This window comes from Chryseomicrobium aureum (assembly GCF_016909155.1).
Taxonomy (GTDB): Bacteria; Bacillota; Bacilli; order Bacillales_A; family Planococcaceae; genus Chryseomicrobium; species Chryseomicrobium aureum.
This window is the reverse complement of record NZ_JAFBFG010000014.1, coordinates 17,368-40,755: the sequence shown is the minus strand read 5'-3', so window position 1 is coordinate 40,755 and position 23,388 is coordinate 17,368. Positions and strand designations below refer to the sequence as shown.

Genomic DNA, 23,388 nt, shown 5'->3' with positions numbered 1-23,388 from the left:
CAACAAATAAAGGTCGTGATTACTTCTCATGGATTGGAATGTTAATAATATATCAGCATTTATATTTGATTTAGATGGGTGCATCTATTCAGGCAACAAAGTTTACGAAGGTTCTAAAGAGTTGCTTACTTATTTGATTGATACTGAAAAGGAAATATTTTTTCTAAGTAATAACTCAACTGATCAAGCAAAAACAGTTCGTCAAAAATTAATAAATATGGGGTTGCCAGTTGGAAAAACTACGATTTTAGTAGCGACGGAATTAATAGGAGAATACCTATATGAAACTTATGGTTCTGTACATGTTCTACCTATTGGAACAGAGCAGTTAAAGGAATCTTTACAAGAACAAGGACATAAGATATGTCTCTCTGACCGTGAAGATTCATGTGACTTTGTTGTAGTAGGTCGTGATACGTCATTTACTTATGACACACTGCATAAATGTACTAAGTATGTGATGAATGGTGCAAAATTAATAGCTACTAATCTTGATTTATTTCACCCTGGAGAAGATGGATATAGAGTGCCAGAAACAGGTGCCCTAATTGCTGCAATTCAAGCTGTATCAGGGATAGAAGAAGTACAAGTAGTTGGAAAACCTTTTATCTTTCCATTTAATAAAATTACTCAGAAAACAGGGTTAACACTAAATAACTGTGTAATGGTAGGGGACAATCCCTATACCGATGTTGCGGGAGCACATGCGGCGGGTGTAAAAACATTTTGGATTTCTCACGGTCAATCTTTTCCAAGCGAACTTGGTTATCAGCCAGATTTAACATGTAAATCAATGAAAGAATTAGCTGAAATAGTAATGACAACTTACAGTAAAGAAAAGGAGAAATTATCATGAAAAAAAATGTAATAGTAATATGTATTGATGGTATGGCGAATTACAATTTTGAAAATCCAAATTTAAAGGTGCCTGTACTTAAATCATTAATGGAAAAAGGGATTAAAGCTGATGGTATGGAAGTCGCATATCCAAGTGTTACTTGGGCTATGAATACAAGTATTATTACAGGAACTTTCCCAATAAAACATGGGGTATTAGGTAACTGGGTAGTGGATAAAAATGAAAAGAAAGTAAAGGAATTTTTTGGAGATAGAGATTTTTCAAAAGAATCAAGTATAAAGGTTCCTACTTTATATGATATAGCACATCAAAATGGTTGGACTACTGCTTCAATTTGTTGGCCTTTAACAAAAGGTGCCGATCATATAGACTATAATATTCCAGAATTTTATGAACAAGAATTATTTGAAGAATATTGTACAAAAGGATTATGGAAAGAATTATCAGATTATGGATTACCGGTTGAAAAATATGCTGAGTGGAGTAAAGATCATGCAAGAGGGCATATGCAAGATTGGTTATCAACTGAAGTCGCAAAATATTTAATAGAAAAACATAAACCGAACCTTATGATGATTCATTATCTTTTGGCAGATAGTTTACAACACGATCATGGAATTGGTTCACAAGAAGCTTTGTGGTCAATGAATTATATAGATGAAAGAATTGGAGATTTGATCAACAAATTAAAAGAAGAAAATATATACGACAACACAGATATCTATGTTATATCAGATCATGGATTTGCTGAAGTTGAATATGAAATTAGGCCAAATGTGTTGTTTAAACAACATGGATTGTATATTGAAGAAAATTCTCAAGATAACAAAGTAATTGCTGTATCAAATGGAGCTTCTGGGTTTGTTAGTATTTTAGATAAAGAGAATCATAAGACATTGTTAAAAGAAGTAAAGGAATTACTTGCACAGACTGAAGGTGTTGACAAAATTTATGAAAGTGATGAATTTCCTTCTTTAGGTTTACCTAAGAGTGACTCACATCATCTTCAAGCAGATTTGATTTTTGAATCAAAAGAGGGCTATTTTGTAGGATTTAAAGCTGATTGCAATTCCGTTATAGGTAAGAGTGTAATGAAAGGAATGCATGGGTTCCTTCCACAAAAAGACAAGCTCAAAGCAATGTTTATAGCTCATGGTCCAAGTATAAAAAAGGGGGAAACAATTCCAGAAATTTCACTAGTAGATGTAGCTCCAACCATTGCATATTCAATGGGTCTTAATATACCTAATGCAGATGGAAAGGTAATAGAATCAATCTTTAAAAAAATAGGAGTGAAGTTATGAGAGCAGAAATATTAAAACAACCAACGGAATCACTGGTAGGAGAAAAGGTAAAAACTAAAAAGAAATTTAATAAATGGCCATATATTTTTCTATTGCCCTCGTTAATTCTTTATGGCATATTTTATGTTTTTCCATTTTTCTACTCTTTTGTATTAAGTTTCATGGAATGGAATTTGATAAGTCCTGACAAGGAATATGTTGGTTTTGATAACTATAATTCAATATGGTCTGATTCTGTTTTCTGGAAATCATTGCTAAACACTCTGATTTATGTAGTAGCGACAGTTCCTTTATCCATGATGATTGGACTAAGTTTTGCATTACTAGTTGAAAGTGTTTCAGGTAAAATGCGAGAAACATATCGAATGTTGTTATTTATTCCTGTAATTGCATCTATTGCAGTAACAAGTTTGGTGTGGCAGTTATTGATGAACCCGGAGCAAGGTTGGATTAACGATGTTTTAAACCTTTTTGGACTACCTCAATTAAACTGGCTAAATGATCCGAATGTAGCTTTATGGGCAATTGTCATCATCGGTATTTGGAAGGCTGTTGGATATAATATGATTTTGTATATTGCCGGACTAAAAGGTATAGATAAGCAACTATATGAAGCCGCATCGATTGATGGGGCAGGTAAGTGGAGACAAACAATTTCTATTACAATCCCTATGCTATCTCCAATTAATATTTTTGTATTTATCGTGAGTGTAATACAGTCGTTCCAAGTCTTTACAACAATTCACCTCATGACACAAGGTGGTCCTAACAATTCAACAAATATGCTTGTCTATCAAATATATGAAGAAGCGTTCATGTTTTTCGATATAGGAAAAGCTAGTGCATTATCTGCAATTTTATTTATCATTGTTTTAATTATTACGATTTTCCAGATAAGAACAATGGAGAAAAAAGTACATTATCAATAAGGAGGTTATAAAAATGGAGATTAAATCCAATAAATATCGTTTATATTTTAAACACATATTGATTATAAGTATCATTTTTATAATGTTAATACCATTTTTATGGATGTTAAGTACTTCATTAAAGGATCCAAAAGATATTTTAGGAGGAGGTATTTGGTTTTTTCCAACATCATTTACCTTAGAACATTATATAAGAGCTATTAATGAAACTTTATTTCTCACATGGTTAAAAAACAGTACTATTATAGCAACGATATTAACCATTGGACAAATAATAGTAGCATTTTTAGCTGCTTATGCTTTTTCGAATTTCAATTTTCGTGGTAGAGAAATTCTATTCTATTTTGTTTTAGCTACGATGATTATACCAGAACAAGCTATTATGATTCCGCAGTTTATTACAATTAATAATTTTGATTGGGTTAACACATTTACTGGCGTAATTGTTCCGAATTTGGCAAGTGGATATGCAATATTTTTAATGAGACAAAGATTCTTGGAAATACCTAAAGAATTATCGGAAGCAGCTTCAATTGATGGTTGTGGCCCTTTAAGAACTTTATGGCATATATATGTTCCAGCCTCAATTCCATTTCTTTCAGCGATAGGAGTCTTATTATTTGTTTCCCATTGGAATGATTATAATTGGCCCCTTCTAGTATTAATGCAAGAAGAAAAAATGACATTACCAATTGCATTCTCAAGTTTCCAACATGAAGGACTAGTAGAATGGGGTCCTACTATGGCCATTGCAACATTGTCTATGATACCAGTGCTGATAATTTACCTTGTGTTACAAAAGAAATTTGTCGAAGGATTTACTAATAGTGGATTGAAAGGTTAATAGTTTTAATCGAAAAAAAGTATTGTCGTTAGTCGCTTGATAAAACAAATAAATTTATAGTATAAAACGGAGGAATTTATAATGAATAAGCTATTAAAAAGATCATTTGTAACAATGTCATTAGCTGCTTTACTTGTTGGTTGTTCAAATTCTAATGCTGAAAAATCATCTCAATCTACAGGTAGTAGTAAGGGAGAGCCTATAGAAATTGAATTTTTACACATTCATGGTGGAAAACAGGGAGAAGCACTTGATAAAATTATTGAAAATTATCATGCATCTCAAGATGAAGTCAGAGTAAAGCCTATTTATGTAGAAGGAGCGTATGAAGGAGTAGTAGAAAGATTGCAATCTCTAGCAGCAACAGATCAATTACCTGAAATCACACAAGCAGGATTCACATACACAGAATATATGTTGGAAAATATGCCTATTGTGCCAGTGCAAGATTATATAGATGAAGAAAAATATGATACAAGTGATTATTTTCCACAAATGCTAGATTTAGCAAAAGATGATGATGGAACAATTAAAGGTTTGCCTTTTGCTGTGAGTAACCCAGTAGTTTATTATAATAAAGAAATTTTTGAAAAAACAGGAATTAATGCTGAAGAGTCACTAAAGACTTTTGAAGATGTTCGAAAAGTTGCAAAAGAATTAACTAAAAATGATGTGAACGGCGTGTATTTTAATTATGGAATTACTGGTAACTGGTTATTCCAAGCAATGGTAGAAACTTTAGGTGGACAAATGATTGCTGATGATCAAAAAAGTGTAACATTTAATAAAGAAGAGGGTGTCCAAGCTTTACAATATTGGGTAGATTTAATGAATACAGATAAATCAATGCCTAATATTAATGATCAACAAGCTGTTCAAGCTTTTTCTAGTGGTAAATTAGCAATGTATGTAAGTACACCGGCATCATTTGCTTCTATGCAATCACAAAGTGATTTTGAAGTTGGATTGATTCCTTTCCCAACGGATGGAGAACACTCAAGAAAAGTACCAGCTGGTGGTAACAATATGTTTATTTTAGAAACTACAGAAGAAGAACAAGATGCAGCTTGGGATTTCATGAAATTTACAACTTCTCCTGAATCAACAGCAATTGTGGCAGAAGAAATGGGTTATATGGCAGTTAGAAAAAGTGCAGTAGAAGATTCCAATTTACTAGGATCATATTATAAAGAGACACCAGCTGCGTACGTGCCGTACACACAAATTGAAGATATGGTACCTTGGCATAATTTCCCTGGTAAAGGTGGTTCACAAATCTACAAAATTGTACAAGATAACGTAGAATCAGCATTAAATGATCAGAAGACAGCAGAAGAAGCTGTAAACGAGGCTGCTGAAGAAGCAAATGCATTATTAAAATAAACTGATTAGTTAAATCGTAATCATAAATCACTTAATTGTTTAATCAACAGTATTCACCAAAAGAGGAGGAAAATACTTGGCAAGTTTAATGTTTGATCATGTAAAAAAAAGGTATGGAAATAGCGAGTTAACTGTTAAAGATTTTCATCTTGAAGTGAAAGATAAAGAATTTCTTGTGCTAGTTGGTCCATCTGGCTGCGGAAAATCAACTACTTTAAGGATGATTGCCGGATTAGAAGATATTACTGAAGGAAGTTTATATATTGATGAAACATTAGTAAATGATGTTAACCCGAAAGATCGAGATATTGCAATGGTATTTCAGAATTATGCATTGTACCCTCATATGACTGTTTATAAAAATTTGGCATTTGGTTTGAAACTTGCCAAAGAACCGAAAGAAAAAATTGATGTGATGGTGAAAGAAACAGCGAAAATTTTGGAAATTGAACATCTTCTTGGTAGAAAACCTAAAGCTTTGTCTGGTGGTCAACGTCAAAGGGTAGCTTTAGGTAGAGCAATTGTAAGAAATCCTAAAGTATTTCTAATGGATGAGCCACTTTCTAATCTGGATTCTAAGCTCCGAGTACAAATGAGGACAGAAATTACAAAACTTCATAAAAGGTTAGGTGCTACAATCGTTTATGTTACTCACGATCAAACTGAAGCTATGACTATGGGTGATAGAATTGTCATTATGAATGAGGGTGTTGTTCAACAAGTAGCAAGTCCAGACGTAATCTATAATAATCCTGCAAATAAATATGTAGCAGGATTTATAGGATCACCGTCAATGAATTTTATTAATGGAAGAGTAATAGAAAAACAAGGAAACATCTATTTCACTACTGATAATATTAAATTACCTATAAGTAAAGATAATACTAATGACTTAAAAAATTATATCAATCAAGAAATTACGTTTGGTATTAGACCTGAAGATATATATACGGATATTAAACAAGTAGACACTAACGAAAGTCTTGTTAAGTATACAGCCAAAATAGAATCAATTGAAAATACAGGTTCTGAAATGTTTTTATATTTTAGTGTAGATGGCGAACCTCTTACGGTACGAAATAAAAGTAATCCTAATATTAAAGTTGAACAAAAAATTACATTGTATGTTGATATGAATAAAGCCCACTTTTTTGAAAAAGAAAGTGGAACGTCAATTAAATATGATAGATTATTAACTGATAATGAGTAAATTCAGTTCAAAATGCACCAAAAGAAGTGTACGAAAAACCAGAAAACGTATTTGCTGGCAGCTTCATCGGTTCTCCTGCGATGAACTTCTTTAAGGGTTGCTAAAAGATCGGGCACTGTTATTCGATTAAAGGGCGCCATTCTTTAGGTTGGTGGAGCGATCTAGCAGATCACCCACCATAAACTTGTGATTTTTTAAAAATCACACAAAAATAACAAAAATTACATTTGGATATGAAGATTTACGAAAGTAAACCCTTTTTACTATTAGAATGTTGTCTGGAAAATCGTAAGTATGAAAGTTGGTGAAAATGTGCGGAATTTAAGTAAAAGATGGGCGGCATGATGTAATCATCCGCTCAACCGAAAAGAGGCCTCACACGAAAAAGTCGTGTGGGGCCTCTTTTTTATAATGCTTTGTGTTGGAAAGGGCATTTGCCTAAGATCGGCTCGCTGTCATCTCCGATGAAGAATTGTTTCCATTCGTTGTGTGTTGGATCACCGAAATGACTGATGTCCGGATGTTTCGGAAGGTTGTCCCATGCCTCGACTCGCTCTCGTACTTTTTCGCGTGACATGATACCACCTTTTTCAGTTCCCTCGAGTCCTTGGAAGATTAACCGTGGCTGGAATCCGATGACCATCGAATTACCAAGGTCACGTGTTTTGCGTTGTTTGTATGCTGGTGTATTCCCAAATGCAAAGATCGGTTGTCCTGCATAACGGAAATCCCACAAATAATGATCTGGATCTTTTGGAGCTTCCTGTGGCCACTCTTCATCATCTACTTCATGCAAATACTGCAGAATATCCCAGAACTGCTTACGGTAGGCTTCTAATGACTGCTCCGTTTCAAAGGGCTCAACAAATAAAAACAACCCATGACGTTTATGATTTGGGTCTTCAAATAATGCTAAGAAGTCTTTCAAAGCACTGGCTGCATTCGTCCAGTCTTTTTGTTCAATAAATGCATAGCGCAACTCACCACGTAAATGCCCTGTTCGACCAAAATAACAAGGAAACGTTTTATCTGTGACAGTATTCTCAAATGTTTGGTATTCCCGTTTGAACCACTCAGGTAAATCCGTGCGTGTCTCGACATCTTCTTTCGTCAATAGTGTATGTTTTGCAGCAATCATCTAAACAATCCCTTCATCTATCTATTTGTCTTCTGATTCCCTACTTTCTCAAAAAGAAACCAAAAAACTTCCAAAAGAAGTTTAGCGGTACTAAAAGAGGAAATAGTATTCATATAAAATAGGAACGGAAAAGGTGGAGACAAGATGGGACTTGAAAAACAACAACACCAATGGGACGGCTGCTCAACAGAATATGACACACTCACTCAAGTCATTGTTTGTGAACCAACCTATATGAAGATTGAAGAAGTTATCAATACTGTACAAAAACGGTACGCAAAGGATAATATCGATGTGGAAACCGCTCTTCAGCAACACGCTGCTTTTACAGATGTGCTTAAAGACAATGGAGTGGAAGTCATTACACTTCCAGCGCATGAAGAATTCCCCGAACAGGTCTTCACTCGTGATATTGGTTTTACGATCGGAACTCGTGTGTTCATTTCCGAAATGGCGAGCCCGATTCGTCAGGGAGAAGAAAAAATTCTGCGTGAATGGGTTGGATCAAACGGCATTCCGTATCAGAAGATGATAGCTGGCTCGATTGAAGGTGGAGACGTAGTAGTAGACGGTAGCAAAGTCTTTGTAGGTGTCAGCCACCGCACGAATCACGAGGCAATTGACTTTTTAGAGAAGCAATTGCCGACAAATGAGATCATCCGCGTTCCGTTTGACGCATCTTGTCTTCACTTGGACTGCGTCTTCACAATTCTCTCTCCGACGCATGCTCTTGTGTATCCTGAAGCTCTTTCATCTGATACATTGAAAATGTTAGGGAAACACTATACATTGATGGAAGTGAAAAAAGAGGAGCAGTTTGCAATGGGGACAAACGTGCTTGCAATCGGCAATAATAAAATCATCAGTCTTCCGCAAAATACAGCCGTGAATGAAAAATTGCGTGCGAATCACTTCGACGTAATCGAAATCGACTTCAGTGAAATTATCAAATCCGGCGGTTCCTTCCGTTGTTGTACGATGCCACTAACAAGAACTAATTAACCAAGACACATCGACTCGCTTAGCGGGTCTTTTTTTATGGTAAACTAAATGCGGACAAAGGAGGCAGCAACATGAAACTCATCTCATGGAACGTCAACGGCATCCGCGCCTGCGTCAAAAAAGGATGGCTCGACTACTTCCACACACAAAACGCTGATTTTTTCTGTATTCAAGAGACTAAGATGCAACAAGGTCAACTCGATCTCGACCTACCCGGCTACTATCAATACTGGAACGATGCCGAGAAGAAAGGCTACTCGGGTACCGCGATCTTCACTAAACACGAACCACTCTCTGTTCATTACGGACTTGGTGAAGATCTTGATGAAGCAGAAGGGCGTATCATTACACTCGAATACCCAAATTTCTATCTCGTCAATTGCTACGTGCCAAACGCAAAACGCGATTTGTCGCGCCTTCCCTATCGATTAGAGTGGGAGGACCGTATGAATTCATACTTAACACTTTTGAACCTTACAAAACCCGTCATCTATACAGGCGATTTAAACGTCGCGCATCAAGAAATCGATATCCGCAACTCCAAGTCGAACATCGGGAACTCTGGATTTACATATGAAGAACGTGAAAAAATGACGAAGCTTTTGGAAGATGGATTCGTCGATACATTCCGCTACCTGCACCCGATAGCAGAAGGCCACTACACATGGTGGAGCTATATGGCGAAAGTGCGTGAGCGCAACATCGGATGGCGCATTGACTATTTCCTCGTCTCCGAAAAGCTTGCACCTGCAATAAAAGAAGCGGGGATGCACCCGGAGACAATGGGGAGCGATCACTGCCCAATCTTTTTAGAACTAGACAAAGAATTTTTGACGTAAATAGCGTACAATATAGAAAAACGTAGGAGGTCCGTTAACGTGAATCTGGAAGAATTATTTGAAAAACTTGAAGAGTATAACCCGGTTATGGTCGATTTTAGAAGGAATCTTCACATGTATCCCGAGCTGTCATTCGAAGAGGATGAAACCCCCAAAAAAATAGCGGAATTTCTTAGTGAATTGGGTTTGGAAGTGAAAACTGGAGTAGGCGGAAGAGGTGTTGTTGGATACCTAAGGGGGGCAAGCCCGGCAAAACGGTTGCATTGCGTGCAGATTTTGATGCATTGCCTATATAGGATGAAAAAGAGGTCTCGTACAAATCAAGAATTCCTGGTGTCATGCATGCATGCGGACATGACCCGCATACAGCAGCACTATTGGGTGTAGCCAAAGTTCTGAGCGAAGTAAAGGATAAGATTGCAGGCAACATCGTTTTTATCCATCAGTTTGCCGAAGAAAAGCTTCCCGGTGGTGCTAAGCCCATGATTGAGGATGGCTGTTTGAAAGGCGTTGATGTAATATATGGGGCGCATGTTTTCTCAAACTCACCAATAGGTACGATATCTTTAAACGATGGAGGTCTGTTGGCTGCTGCTGATTCTTTCGAGATTCAAATTCAAGGCAAAGGTGGACACGGTGCATCGCCACATATGACTATTGATTTAGTAGTTGTTGGATGCCAGCTGGTCATGAATTTGCAGCAAATCGTCAGCAGAAAGGTTGACCCGCTTTCCCTAGCTGTCGTAACAGTCGGAACAATCAATACAGGACAAAACTTCAATGTGATTTCTGATATAGCTCGGATCACGGGAACTGTCCGTACATTGGATGAAGAAGTTAGAAGCCTGATAGAAAACGAGATTGATAAAATTGTGTCGTCCACGTGTGCAGGTGCAGGTGCAACGGCAAAACTAACCTATACGCGAGGGTATCCTGATTTAACGAATGATAAAAAAGAGGCTACTCGAATCACAAGCCTGTCTGAGAACATTCTTGGGGAAGATATGGTGTTTCAAGTAAAGCCGATTATGGGCGGGGAAGATTTTGCCTATTACTTGAAAGAAGTACCTGGTGCTTTCTTTTTCGTTGGTGCAGGAAATGAACAAATCAATGCCACTTATCCTCATCATCATCCGAAATTTGATGCGGACGAACGTTCCATGATTAATACCGGTAAAGTTTTTATTGCTGCAATCCAAGACTACTTGAATACTGAGTCTGAGGTTAGTGGGCAGGAAAAAGTAGAAATTTTAAGGTAAGTGAAATTTATAATATAAGGTTTAAAAAACCATAGGTGAAGGAGCTTTTATGATGAGTACATTGACGTCTACATTAAGAACGGTAACATCTGAAGATCTTTATAAATTTCAATGGCCAAGCACTCCGGTCATTTCGCCGGATGGCAAGCAAGTAGTATACGAAAAAACAATAGCAAAAAAATCAACAAACGGCTATGAAACACATCTTTGGCTTTCGGACATTGGTGGACAGTCTCGCAAGGTTTTGACCTCAGAAGGAAACCTAAACACATCTGTTATCTGGTCGCCTGACGGGAAAAAAATAGCCTATCTTTCAAATGAAGAATTTGGGACACAGGTTTGGGTACTATCATTGGAATCCGGTGAGAAAAAAAGAATTTCGCAGTTTAAACGCGGTATCAGTTCCATCCTGTATTCTCCAGATGGGGATACCATTTATGGGTTGGTTCCGGTTAAGCTGAACGAAGAAATTGAAGTGTTTCAAGGACAGGATTCCGATGACGAAGCAAAACAATGGGGTCCGAGTGAGCATATCGCTTGGAAAAACGCTCCTAAACGTTACAGTGGATTGTACTACAAACTGGATGGTGCCGGTCTGCAAAAAAACTTAAAGCTACAACTGGTCTCCATTGATGTGCATTCTGGAACATTCAGCCAAGTGACAAATTCAGCTTACGATGTTACAGAACCTGCCATTTCTCCTGATGGTAAATATTTACTTTTTTCATCTATCAGCAGCGACAACGACAATATATTGTATAAAGGCGAACTAAATAGGATTTCTGTAAAGGGAGGAGAAGCAGAAAAACTGTATGATGCATCAAAAGTTGCCAGTCCTTCGTATTCACCGGATGGAAAGTGGATCAGTTTCATAGGTGGAGATATGGTACATCGACAATTGCTCATCATTCCTGCCGATGGTGGAGAATCGATAAGTTTGAGTGATGATTATCCGGATACTTTAGCTGACTTGAACTATACCGACATGCGATATATCAAATCTTACGTAAAACCGCAATGGTCGAAAGATAACCGTTTTATATATGCTCTTACTACACACCAGGGAACAAATGAAGTTGTGCGTTTTTCAGTTTCAGAAAATGGTAGTCAAACAACAGTTGTAGGTGGACAACGTGCGATATTCCACTTTGCCTATGATGGTGATGAGACGGTTGTTGCCGCATATTCTTCCCCTTCGCATCCTGGAAAAATAACTGCTAATCGAATATCGGAAGAAGAATCTGTTGTTCGCACCATTCGTAATGTAACGGATATCATTGAAGTGTATAATCCAATATTTCCTAAAAATGAAGTACGCATAGACGATTGTAACGATGAACTTTTGTCAGAGCTGAATGTGGTTGAACCAGAAACATTTTCATATGAATCGGTAGATGGCTGGCAAATTCAAGGATTTATGTTGAAGCCAGCTAATGTGGAAACAGGTAAGAAATATCCTGTCCTCCTCGAGATTCACGGTGGCCCACATTCCATGTATGGCTATACTTATTTTCACCAAATGCAGTTAATCAGTGCCCAAGGCTACGGTGTTGTATTTACAAATCCTCGGGGCAGTTCCGGATTTGGAAGAGAATTTACGGAGGCGGTACAAGGCGATTACGGTGGTAAGGATATGCAGGATATTCTCAATGGTGTGAAAGAAGCCGTTGCAAGATATGATTTTCTAGACGGTGAACGAGTCGCGGTCAATGGACTTAGCTATGGCGGTTTCATGACAAATTGGCTGGTAACTCATACAGACCGTTTTTTTGCTGCTATTACGGAAGGCTGCATTTCGAATTGGGTATCATTTTTCGGAACAAGCGACATTGCCCCTGGTTTTATATCCCAGGAGTTTCTTGGAAAAACAGATCCGGAATCACTTTGGAAATTTTCACCGCTTGCCTACGTTGAAAATGTTCAAACCCCACTTCTCATTGTCCATGCAGAAGATGATCTGCGTTGTCCGATTGAACAAGCGGAACAGTTTTACTCTTATATAAAGCGACAAGGAAAAGAAGTAGAGTTTTTGCGTATCCCGAACGCCAGCCATGGCATGTTACAAAATGCAGAACCGGAAAATCGGATAGCAAGGGTCGAAGCGATGGTCGATTGGATTAATACCCATCTGCCGGAGTAAGAAGGGGGAAATGACGTGTTGAATCTACAGCAAAAATTAGATGCCACTTTAGAAAATCTTCCAGGAACATTTGGTGTTGCCATAAAGAATCTGGAAACTGGTGAAAGTGCCTTTATTAACGGGGGTAGTCAATTTCAATTGGCCAGTACATTTAAAATCCCGATATTAGTGACACTGTTCCGAGATGTGGAAGAAGGTAAGCTTTCACTTAGTGACAGGATTGAAATTAGCGAAGAAAGCTATGTACCAGGATCTGGAATTCTCCAAGAGATTGATCACGGAATAAAGGTAACAATTAAAGATTTGGCAACGCTGATGATTATTCTGAGTGATAATGTTGCTACTGATGCCATCCTGAAGCTTGTCAGTATTGAAAGTGTTTCAACCTATATGAAAGAACTCGGGCTGAATGAACTTTATATCAATCAAAGTTGTTGGGATTTAATCACAACGAGCTTAGGCATGGATGCAAAAACATATTCAGCTGAAGCAGCCCATACACTTCGGACAACTGACTTCACACCAGAATCATTTGATACGGACAGTTTTGTCTTTCATCCAAACAAGAGAAGTAATGAATCAAGTCCAGTTGAAATGAACCGGCTGTTAGAGATGATCGCAAAGAAAGAATTACTTTCAGAAGCCTCCAGTATTGGAATATTAGAAATTCTATACAAGCAGCAGTATAGAAATAGAATTCCACATCATTTGCCTTACGGGACTAAAGTTGCAAGCAAAACGGGAACTATTCGTGATGTAGTTAACGATGTCGGGATTGTTTACCTGCCGGATGGAAAAGGTGCTTACACCATCTCTGTTTTTTCCAAAAATAACGTGACCATGGAAGAGGGAGAAAAAACCATCGCTCAAATAGCTAAAATTGCTTATGATCACTTTACAGCAGTGTAAATCCATTTACTTTAACAATCGTTCATCATAGTATGTGGTGAACGGTTTTTTCTTTTGTTAGGGCCCATTATATGGGAGGGGAGATTAATGGCTCAATCTGTTGAAAGAACATGGATACTGACAGTCCATACAATACTGACTATGAACGTCCTGCATTGGTGAATATGACTACAAATCAAGTACCGTTCCAGTAATAGATCGGATGGTAACGGCTATAACGAATTCAAAAAGAACTCCTTAATAATATTTAAATATTTGCGGCTGTATCTCTCTGAACATTTAGGAGTTAGCAGCCTTTTTCGATTCTAATCAAAGAAAAGAAAAGGTTCATTCTTTTTATAAATATTTAAATTTGAAAATATTCAAAAAAATATAAAAATTAAGTTGTAATTCAAAGATAATCGTCATATAATGTATGAAAGTTTAAACTTTATCACAAAAAATAATTGAAGTTTAAACTTCATAAATTTTTTATTGTTCAAGGAGGAGGAGTTTTGATAATAGAAAGAGTTGAATTGCAAGAAATATTAATGCCTTTAAAATCACCATTTGTTACAAGTTTTGGGACGCAGGAAAAGAAAGTAATAACGATTGTCCGGCTACATAGTGAAGGCAAGGTTGGCATTGCAGAAAGTGTGGCATTGGCATTTCCTTTCTATAACGAAGAAACGAATGGCACTATTTGGAACATTATGGAGGAATTTTTGATTCCTATATTATTAGAAAACGAAATTTCACACCCAGATGATGTTTCATCATTATTTTCACATATACGCAGAAATAATATGGCAAAGGCTGTGCTGGAAAGTGCTGTTTGGGACTTATACAGCCGAACAAACAATCAATCCTTGTCCACCGCACTTGGGGGATCTTTTAAAGAAATTGATGTCGGTGTCAGTATCGGGATTGAAAGCAGCATAGAACAACTTCTTACAGTTGTAGGTCAATTTTTAAATGAAGGCTATAAAAAAATCAAAGTCAAAATCAAACCGGGCTGGGATGTAGAGCCAATCAAAGCCATCCGGGAAAAATACGGCTACGATGTTCCCCTTATGGCAGATGCAAACTCAGCATACACATTACAGGATATTGATCTACTGAAAGAGTTGGATCGATACAAATTGATTATGATCGAACAACCGCTAGCCCATGACGATATTATCGACCATGCGAAATTACAGGCTCAACTTTCAACCTCTATCTGTTTGGATGAAAGTATCCACTCACTCGAAGATGCCAGAAAAGCCATAGAATTGGGCAGCTGCAAAATTATTAATATAAAGGTTGGAAGAGTAGGGGGGCTAACAGCAGCAAAACAAATTCATGACTACTGTGCATCAAAAAATATTCCCGTGTGGTGTGGAGGCATGTTAGAAGCAGGTGTAGGAAGAGCACATAATATTGCCATTGCATCCTTGCATAATTTCAGTATTCCGGGTGATACATCGGCCTCAAACCGTTACTGGAATGAAGATATTGTCTTACCGGAAGTAACCACGATTAGACCAGGGGTTATTGAAGTCCCTAAAGGCGACGGCATTGGTTTTGAGCTGAATGAACAAGTGATCAGAAAGTATTTAACAAAAGAAGTTTCATTCGGGGCAAAATCTCAATTAGGGGAGGAAGAGGTAGTTTGAAATTATTAATCGGCGAAATCTTACATGAGACAAACACGTTTTCCAATGTAAAAACAGAAGTCGAAGCTTTCAAGTTATGGGGCTGGAACAAAGGTGAAGACCTTCTCTCAAAAAACCGAAATGTAAGAAATTATTTAGGCGGCATGATAGGTCAGGCAGAAGCATTAGGAATTGGATTGATTCCTACCTTTGCTACCTTTGCCTATCCAGCAGGAATCATCACTTCTGAGGCCTATGAAGCACTATTGAATGAATTGATCGAAGGCATCAAAAGTGCTGATGGATACGATGCTATTCTTCTTGCGCTTCATGGAGCAGGAGTTTCTGAAGTTACAGAAGATCTGGAAGGTTCCATTCTTAGTAAAGTAAGACAAGTTGTCGGAAATCATATTCCGATTATCGTTACGTTGGATCTACATGCAAACGTTACATTCGAGATGGTCAAGCATGCAACGCTCATTTTGGGGAATCATTTGTATCCCCACACAGATAGCTATGAAATAGGAATGGAAGCAGTTGACTGTGCCGTGCAAATCATTGAAGGAAATCTAAAACCGACCATGTTTTTGCGACATCTTCCATTGATGATTCCCACTTCCACAACGAATCTCCCTCCGGCAAAAGAAGTGAATAATCTATGCTTTGATTGGGAAAAGAGCGACCAAGTTGTGGATTGTACCTTTTTCCATGGATTCCCCTACACGAACATTTCTCAAGTAGGAGTATCCGTTTTAGTCACAACCAACAATAGCAGTGAGTATGCAGAAGATATTGCGAATAAAATTAGTGAATATATTTGGGATAACAAAGAAAAGTTTCTGCAAAAACAGCCATCTCCGGATGAAGGCATAGAACTTGCCCTTGCACATGTGGGGAAGCCAGTAGTCATCAATGAAACATCGGATAACCCTGGGGGGGGAACTCCTGCTGATGGGACGTATTTATTAAAGGCAATGATTAATAAAGGCATTGAAAAAAGCTGCTTCGGTTTTATATTTGACCCAGAAGTGGTGAAACAAGCAGTCGAGTCCGGCATCGGCACCACCATTGAGACCCAATTAGGTGGAAAAACCGATAGTTTGCATGGCGAACCGATACAATTAAAAGCTTATGTAAAAAGTATTACAGATGGTGTATTTATTCAATCCTCTCCTATGGGGAAAGGTTCTGTCATTAATTTAGGACCTTCTGTCAGATTGCAGAGCAATGGCGTAGATATCATTGTCTGCTCAGTAAAAGCACAAACATTAGATGAACAGATCTTCTTACTCCATGGCATTGACGTACAAGATTATAAAATCGTTGCGTTAAAGTCAAGTCAGCACTTCCGCGCAGGTTTCGAACCTATCAGCTCCAAGATCATCACTGTAGATTCTCCAGGCTTAACAACATTAGACTTTACATCCTTCAAGTATACAAATTTAAAAACAGAAGTATATCCGCTAAGTGAAGTATTAATTAAATAATAGATTAGGGGGAAGAATTATGGGGAAAATGAAACCATTTAAAATTTGGTCTATGCTGCTTGTACTATTACTGGTAATATCAGCCTGCTCGCCGAGTGAGTCTTCAGAAACTGAAACAAGCGACGGCCAGGCAGAAGCTTCTGAAGGGGGCACAATCGTGGTTACCTCTGTCCGTGAGCCTGATACGGTCGACGTCCAAAGGACTACATGGGTAGATGATGCGAATAATCACTTGTATGAGCCTCTTCTTCGATTCGATTTTGATGGCAATATTGTTCCTGCATTAGCGGAATCTTATGAAGTTTCAACTGATGGTCTTGTTGTTTCTTTCACGCTTAAGGAAGGCGCCACTTTCCATACAGGCACCCCAGTAACATCAGACGCTGTAAAAATATCCTTTGAGCGTTTTATTGAATCATCTCCAACAAGCTACATGATCGGTCCATTGAAAGAAATTAAAGTCATAGACGATAGGACATTTGAATTCCACTTTTCAGAACCATTTGCGCCTTTTCTTAGCAATGCTACTGTCTCTTATTTAGCACCTCTTGATCCATCTGTAATTGGGGAATATAGCGAAGACTTAACAGATGTTGCAAGTTCAGCTGGTATATTAAAAGTTTCAGAAATAAAACGCGGATCCTCCATTACGTATGTACCTTACGAAAATTTCAATTTAGGCCCTGCCTATTCAGAAAACAAGGGGGCAGCTACTTTTGATGAGGTCGTTTTCCGTTTTATTTCAGATGATGATACAAGACTTCTTGAATTCAAGCGTGGGAATTCACAAATCATGATGTCCGTTCCTCCCAATTATATTAAGGAATTGGAAGCAGATCCAAACGTCACGTTAGAGCGAACATTGGCAAATGGACACGTATACCTTGGTTTCAACAATCAAAAACCAATTTTCCAGGATAAAAATATTAGACAAGCTATTGCATTAGCTGTCGACCGTTCAACAATCGTAGATTTCGCGCTTGAAGGATCTGCACAACCTATATATGGTCCCCTGCCTCCAACAATTCCGGGATATAGCCAAATTGTTGAGGATGAGGCTGCAGCAAAATATGCACGTGACTTAGAGGAAGCAAAAAGCTTGCTGGCAGAATCGGGATATTCAGAAACAAATGGAGATGGATTTGTCGTAAAAGATGGGAAACCTTTATCAATCGAGCTGTGGGTAACGCAAGAACCAACTATGCAGCGAATTGCGCAAGTACTTCAAAATCAATTGAAGGAAGTGGGTATTGAAATCAGGATTTCAGTCCAGGAAGATGCAACTATACGTGCACAATCCCCTGAAGGTGTTCATGAAATGCTTCTCTGGACATACGGCTGGTATGATGCAGACATCTTAAATTCAATGTTTGGTCGTGGTTTGTCAACTCGCGTACATTATCAAAATGATGAATTAATCAGTATATTGGAAAAAGCTCGTGTTGTAGTTGATACAGATGAACGTATGGCACTTTATGAGGAAGCTCAGAGAATCATTGTTGAAGAGGCTCCGTGGGTACCATTGTTTGTTAGGGAAAATGTACTGGCACACCGTGACTTGGAAGGATTGAAAATACATCCAATAACGGGGACGATTATATGGTCGGACGTAAAGCTTAAGAAATAGGCTTCAATATTAGGGGAACGGCATAACTTCCTCCCCTAATTATTGGTTTTAAGGAGGTTAGTTGGTGTGTCAGGATATATTGTGAAACGATTATTTACTACGCTCTTAACTTTATTGGGTGTTTCCATCATTGTATTTTTAATGGTACATCTTATTCCTGGTGATCCTGTTACCTATATTCTTGGTGAGTTTGCGACCGAAGAAGCGGTGAATAAGCTGAAAAGCGAATTAGGATTGGACAAAAATCTTCTCATCCAATACTTTGTATTCTTATTAGGTGTCATACAGGGTGATTTAGGCACTTCTTATATTACAGGCTTAAGTGTAATAGAAGAAATAATAAATCGAATTCCGGTAACCTTTCAGTTAGCCGTGTTTAGCTTGATCATCGGCTCCATAGTCGGAATATTGTTGGGGATTATAGCTGCTGTTAAACAAAATACCATTTTTGATCAATTGGCCATGTTAATCTCCCTCGTGGGAATATCTGCGCCAGGATTTTGGATAGCACTATTTTTAATCTATTTGTTTTCATATTTAATACCTATTTTTCCTATATCGGGATATGACGGCATATATTCTTTAATTCTTCCTTCAATCACTCTTGGTCTTGGCACATCAGGAAATATAGCTCGTATGACCAGATCAAGTATGCTGGAAGTTATTAAACAGGACTATATGCGGACTGCAGAAGCAAAAGGAGTCAATGTATTTCAGTTAATTTTTGGACATGCATTACAAAATGCTTTGATACCTGTTATCACACTCATTGGAATTCAATTTGGAAACTTGTTAGCAGGAGCGGTTGTAACTGAAACGGTCTTTGCATTGCCCGGAATAGGAAGTTTGGCAATCGATGCAATTGCAACAAGGGATATGCCGACAGTCCAGGGATTGGTGTTATTTATGGCCTTTATGTTTATTGTAGTAAATCTAATCGTAGACATTTTTTATAGTGTAATAGATCCACGTATTAAATATGAATAGAAAGGAGGAAGTGTAAATGAGCGGAATAATTACTTCAAAAAATATAGATCCTTCACTTATTCACCTCCAAAAAAACAACACGAAATCATATTGGCAAATCGTATGGGGAAGACTGATGAAAAACAAAGGTGCAATGGCTGGATCATTTATATTGATTTTCTTTATAGGGGCTGCTCTATTGGCACCTGTTTTGGCTCCTTTTCCTATCGATGAAATGAAGATGGAAAACCGTTTTTTGCCTCCATCCCTTGACCATTTGCTTGGAACAGATGAATTTGGAAGAGATATATTATCACGGATAATGCATGGCGGCCGGATATCATTGATGATGGGACTTGTCGCTGTCTCTATTGCAGGTATTACCGGTGTGGTCCTCGGCGTGATTTCCGGCTATTATCGAAGAATTGATATTTACATTATGCAAATGATGGATATTTTACTTGCATTTCCTTCTTTGTTATTGGCAATCGCAATTATTGCAGTTCTTGGTGTTGGGCTGACAAATGCCATGATCGCTGTTGCTATTTCGGTTATACCATCCTATGTCCGTGTTGTACGTGGTGCAGTATTATCAATTCGTGAAAAAGAGTACATCGAGGCTGTTCAAGCATTGGGTGTCAGTGATTTTAAAATTATTGTCAAACATATATTTCCTAATGTGTTATCTCCAGTAATAGTATTGTCTACTTTACAATTTGGCACAAGTATACTGGCAGCTGCTGCACTCAGCTTTTTAGGCTTAGGTGCTCAACCACCCACGCCTGAATGGGGGGCAATGGCTTATGTAGGAAAATCGTTCTTGTTACAAGCATGGTGGATGTCTTTATTCCCTGGCCTTGCAATCATGTTGGTCGTTTTAGGATTTAATCTATTGGGAGACGGTCTTCGTGATGCACTTGATCCAAGACTAAAGTAAAGGAGGTAATGACTATGACAACCAATTTACTTGAGCTATTAGAAAAAAACCCAGAAGCTGTTGACGAGGATGATTTACTAGTTGTTGAAAACCTGGTGATTCAATTTGCAGCGGAAAAGAAAAGTCATGTTCGAGCAGTAAATCATGTAAACTTCAATCTGAAAAAGAGAGAAACTGTAGCACTTGTTGGGGAATCAGGTTGCGGGAAGAGCATTACATCACTTTCCATCATGGGACTTATTCCAAAGCATGCAGGCGATGTCTTAGGAAGCATACGACTGAACAATAAAGAACTTAATGGGCTATCACCAAAGAAGATGCGTCAAATTCGGGGAAAAGAAATTTCCATGATCTTTCAGGAGCCAATGACTTCGCTAAATCCTGTCCACAAAATCGGAAAGCAGATTGGTGAAGTAATCAGGTTACATACAAAAGCTTCTAAAGAAGAGATTAAAGTAAAAACGATTGAAATGTTGAAAAAAGTGGAAATACCAAGACCCGATAAGATTATAAATGATTATCCTCATCAGTTATCAGGTGGGATGAGGCAACGTGTCATGATTGCCATGGCCATGGCATGCAATCCAAGCTTGCTTATTGCAGATGAGCCCACAACTGCATTGGACGTAACCATTCAAGCACAAATATTGGATTTAATGAATGATTTAAAAGATCAATTTGATACAACGATATTGTTGATCACTCATGACTTAGGAGTAGTTGCTGAAGTTGCAGACAGGGTTATGGTTATGTATTACGGGCAGATAGTAGAAGAGGCAGAAGTCACTACATTATTTACACAACCAAAACATCCTTATACATTAGGTCTACTAAACTCTATTCCTAATTTGGAGGAAAATAAGGATAGATTAGATCCGATTGTAGGGAATGTACCGAATTTAGGGGAAATTACTGAAGGCTGCCCTTTTCGTTTTAGATGCCAATTTGCTTTAGAAAAATGTTCAACGGAAAATCCACCATTATTTAATATTGAAAAGCAAAAAGTCAGATGCTGGTTATTTGAAGAGGAAGGGGAAGTATCATGAAAGAAGAATTACTGGAAGTCAGTGATCTCAAAACACATTTCCCTATCCAAAAGGGCATTTTAAAAAGAAATACTGGATTCGTTAAAGCTGTAGACGGAGTCTCATTTAAATTAGCAAAAGGAGAAACGTTGGGAATTGTCGGGGAAAGCGGCTGCGGTAAGTCGACAACGGGAAGGAGTATTCTTCGTTTAATCAATCCTACTAGCGGTTCCGTCAAATATAAAGGAAAAGAGGTAACGTCACTTTCCAAAGGTGAACTTCTTAAGCTCAGAAAAGAAATGCAGATTGTTTTCCAGGATCCTTATGCTTCATTAAACCCAAGAATAACGATTGCCTCTATATTAGAGGAAGCATTATCCACGCACAGCATTGGGAAGGATAAAAAAGAACGAAGAGAAATTGTCCTTCAGCTATTGGAAAGGGTAGGTTTGAATCGACAGTTAGCCAACCGATATCCTCATGAATTCAGTGGAGGACAAAGACAGCGTATAGGAATTGCACGTGCAATTGCTGTAAATCCAACTCTAATTATTGCAGACGAGCCTGTTTCAGCTCTTGATGTTTCCATACAAGCTCAAATCTTGAACTTATTTCAAGATCTACAGGAACAAATGGGCTTAACTTATATTTTCATTGCCCACGATTTGAGTGTAGTGAAACATATTAGTGACAAAATTGGCGTCATGTATTTAGGAAGAATGGTGGAATATGCTTCAAAAGATGATTTATTTTCCAATCCATCACATCCATACACACAGGCACTAATGTCCGCAGTTCCAGTTCCGAATCCTTTAATGAAAAAAGAAAAAATTTCATTGAAAGGTGACGTTCCAAACCCTGCAGCTCCACCCTCTGGCTGTACATTCCATACGCGCTGCAATGCATGCATGGAAGTTTGCAAAACAATAAAACCGAAAGACATTGAAATCTCACCTGGTCATGTTGTATCCTGTCACTTATATGATAGTGCTTACAATTAATCCACTTAAGGGCACTTAAAAGGAGATTTCAATGAAAAAACTCAAGCAACAAATTAAAGAAAATTATAGTGAACTCACACAAGGCTTGAAAAGTGTAGCAAATTTCATCGTGGCAAATTCCAACTCTGTTGCTCTATATCCGGCAAAGGAAATCGGGAATCTGACCAATACAAGTGAAACTACTGTGATCAGATGTTGCCATGCCTTGGGGTATTCAGGTTATGCAGCATTACAGGAAGAAATCAGAAATTCGCTGCTCCAGCCTGATAATGATCCATTCAAAGCATTGACCGATGGAATGAAGAATGAATCGCCTGATATTCAGGCGTCAGTGGAACAAGACATTGAATTCATGAGAAAAACATTTGATTCTATGGACAAGGACCACTTTAATGAGGCGATTGATAAAATCATTGATTCCAAAAAGGTGTTAATTGTTGGTCTTCGTACTTCATATGCGGCTGCCAATTGGCTATCCTACAGCTTGAATATTGTTAAAGGTGATACGTACTTATTTAAGGGTGACATCGACGACGCACACCATTTGCTTACATTGATTGATGAAGACTGGTTGGTTATCGCACTCTCTTTCAGACGCTATTCCCAGCAAACCATCTCTTTTGTCAGTGCCACAAAAGAACAAGGTGCACAAATCGTTACGATTACTGATGATGAATTATCACCTTTAGGCCTCATGTCTGACATTACACTTAATGTGATAACACCTAATCCTTCAAGCTTGAAAGGCATGCCAACTATTTTTTCTATTCTGAACGCCATGGTGTCAGGTGTGATGATTAAAAATAGTCAAGAAGTCGAAAAGAGACTTGAAGAATACCAGCGGACAAGTGATGTATATCCTACGTTTTATAACCAAAGAGAATGATATTCACGATCTTTACAGCTTTTTTTA

Annotated in this window: 19 protein-coding genes and 1 pseudogene; 19 read left to right on the top strand and 1 reads right to left on the bottom strand. The window is 37.9% G+C overall.

What is annotated here, in order from left to right; genetic code table 11:
• The first annotated feature begins 28 nt into the window (after positions 1–28).
• The 6 genes from JOD03_RS10010 to JOD03_RS09985 all read left to right on the top strand — a co-directional run bounded on the left by JOD03_RS10010 (position 29) and on the right by JOD03_RS09985 (position 6,529).
• Positions 29–856, top strand: a complete 828-nt coding sequence (locus JOD03_RS10010) for an HAD-IIA family hydrolase (RefSeq protein WP_204590714.1) — start codon at positions 29–31, stop codon at positions 854–856.
• Complete coding sequence (locus tag JOD03_RS10005; protein ID WP_204590712.1) at positions 853–2,163, top strand: alkaline phosphatase family protein; 1,311 nt, start codon at positions 853–855, stop codon at positions 2,161–2,163. The genes JOD03_RS10010 and JOD03_RS10005 overlap by 4 nt, the downstream gene beginning before the upstream one ends.
• Entirely contained in the window at positions 2,160–3,092 is a 933-nt protein-coding gene (locus JOD03_RS10000; RefSeq protein WP_204590710.1) for a carbohydrate ABC transporter permease, read from the top strand. The genes JOD03_RS10005 and JOD03_RS10000 overlap by 4 nt, the downstream gene beginning before the upstream one ends.
• A gap of 13 nt (positions 3,093–3,105) precedes the next feature.
• Positions 3,106–3,936: a carbohydrate ABC transporter permease gene (locus JOD03_RS09995; protein WP_204590708.1), complete on the top strand. Its 831-nt coding sequence runs from the start codon at positions 3,106–3,108 to the stop codon at positions 3,934–3,936.
• Between the two features lie 81 nt (positions 3,937–4,017).
• Entirely contained in the window at positions 4,018–5,319 is a 1,302-nt protein-coding gene (locus JOD03_RS09990) for an ABC transporter substrate-binding protein (protein ID WP_204590706.1), read from the top strand.
• A gap of 76 nt (positions 5,320–5,395) precedes the next feature.
• Positions 5,396–6,529 carry an ABC transporter ATP-binding protein gene (locus tag JOD03_RS09985; RefSeq protein WP_420837250.1) on the top strand — a complete coding sequence of 378 codons (1,134 nt, stop codon included), beginning with the start codon at positions 5,396–5,398 and terminating at the stop codon, positions 6,527–6,529.
• A gap of 406 nt (positions 6,530–6,935) precedes the next feature.
• On the opposite strand, the gene JOD03_RS09980 is transcribed toward JOD03_RS09985, so the two are convergent.
• Positions 6,936–7,667, bottom strand: a complete 732-nt coding sequence (locus tag JOD03_RS09980) for a YqcI/YcgG family protein (RefSeq protein WP_204590705.1) — start codon at positions 7,665–7,667, stop codon at positions 6,936–6,938.
• 144 nt (positions 7,668–7,811) lie between these two features.
• Here JOD03_RS09980 and JOD03_RS09975 point away from each other — a divergent pair, with 144 nt between their 5' ends.
• The 13 genes and pseudogenes from JOD03_RS09975 (at position 7,812) to JOD03_RS09915 (ending at position 23,361) form a co-directional block, all read left to right on the top strand.
• Positions 7,812–8,669: a dimethylarginine dimethylaminohydrolase family protein gene (locus JOD03_RS09975; protein WP_204590703.1), complete on the top strand. Its 858-nt coding sequence runs from the start codon at positions 7,812–7,814 to the stop codon at positions 8,667–8,669.
• A 71-nt stretch (positions 8,670–8,740) separates the two neighbouring features.
• Positions 8,741–9,508 carry an exodeoxyribonuclease III gene (locus tag JOD03_RS09970; protein ID WP_204590701.1) on the top strand — a complete coding sequence of 256 codons (768 nt, stop codon included), beginning with the start codon at positions 8,741–8,743 and terminating at the stop codon, positions 9,506–9,508.
• A gap of 87 nt (positions 9,509–9,595) precedes the next feature.
• Positions 9,596–10,767: pseudogene (locus JOD03_RS09965) on the top strand (amidohydrolase).
• Between the two features lie 52 nt (positions 10,768–10,819).
• Positions 10,820–12,907, top strand: coding sequence for a S9 family peptidase (locus JOD03_RS09960; protein WP_204590699.1), 2,088 nt, complete (start codon positions 10,820–10,822; stop codon positions 12,905–12,907).
• Between the two features lie 15 nt (positions 12,908–12,922).
• Entirely contained in the window at positions 12,923–13,816 is an 894-nt protein-coding gene (locus JOD03_RS09955) for a serine hydrolase (protein ID WP_204590697.1), read from the top strand.
• Positions 13,817–14,310: 494 nt separating this feature from the next.
• A complete protein-coding gene (gene menC / locus JOD03_RS09950) occupies positions 14,311–15,453 on the top strand; it encodes an o-succinylbenzoate synthase (protein ID WP_204590695.1) in 1,143 nt (380 codons plus the stop codon).
• Positions 15,450–16,919: a M81 family metallopeptidase gene (locus tag JOD03_RS09945; RefSeq protein WP_204590693.1), complete on the top strand. Its 1,470-nt coding sequence runs from the start codon at positions 15,450–15,452 to the stop codon at positions 16,917–16,919. The genes menC and JOD03_RS09945 overlap by 4 nt, the downstream gene beginning before the upstream one ends.
• 19 nt (positions 16,920–16,938) lie before the next feature.
• Positions 16,939–18,546 (top strand): ABC transporter substrate-binding protein, encoded by a 1,608-nt coding sequence (locus tag JOD03_RS09940; protein ID WP_239584932.1) that lies wholly within the window; start codon positions 16,939–16,941, stop codon positions 18,544–18,546.
• A gap of 66 nt (positions 18,547–18,612) precedes the next feature.
• Positions 18,613–19,533 (top strand): ABC transporter permease subunit, encoded by a 921-nt coding sequence (locus JOD03_RS09935; RefSeq protein ID WP_204590691.1) that lies wholly within the window; start codon positions 18,613–18,615, stop codon positions 19,531–19,533.
• 16 nt (positions 19,534–19,549) lie between these two features.
• A complete protein-coding gene (locus JOD03_RS09930) occupies positions 19,550–20,449 on the top strand; it encodes an ABC transporter permease (RefSeq protein WP_204590689.1) in 900 nt (299 codons plus the stop codon).
• Between the two features lie 14 nt (positions 20,450–20,463).
• Positions 20,464–21,495: an ABC transporter ATP-binding protein gene (locus JOD03_RS09925; protein WP_204590687.1), complete on the top strand. Its 1,032-nt coding sequence runs from the start codon at positions 20,464–20,466 to the stop codon at positions 21,493–21,495.
• Entirely contained in the window at positions 21,492–22,475 is a 984-nt protein-coding gene (locus tag JOD03_RS09920) for an ABC transporter ATP-binding protein (protein ID WP_204590685.1), read from the top strand. The genes JOD03_RS09925 and JOD03_RS09920 overlap by 4 nt, the downstream gene beginning before the upstream one ends.
• A gap of 31 nt (positions 22,476–22,506) precedes the next feature.
• Complete coding sequence (locus tag JOD03_RS09915) at positions 22,507–23,361, top strand: MurR/RpiR family transcriptional regulator (RefSeq protein WP_204590683.1); 855 nt, start codon at positions 22,507–22,509, stop codon at positions 23,359–23,361.
• The last annotated feature ends 27 nt before the right edge of the window (positions 23,362–23,388 follow it).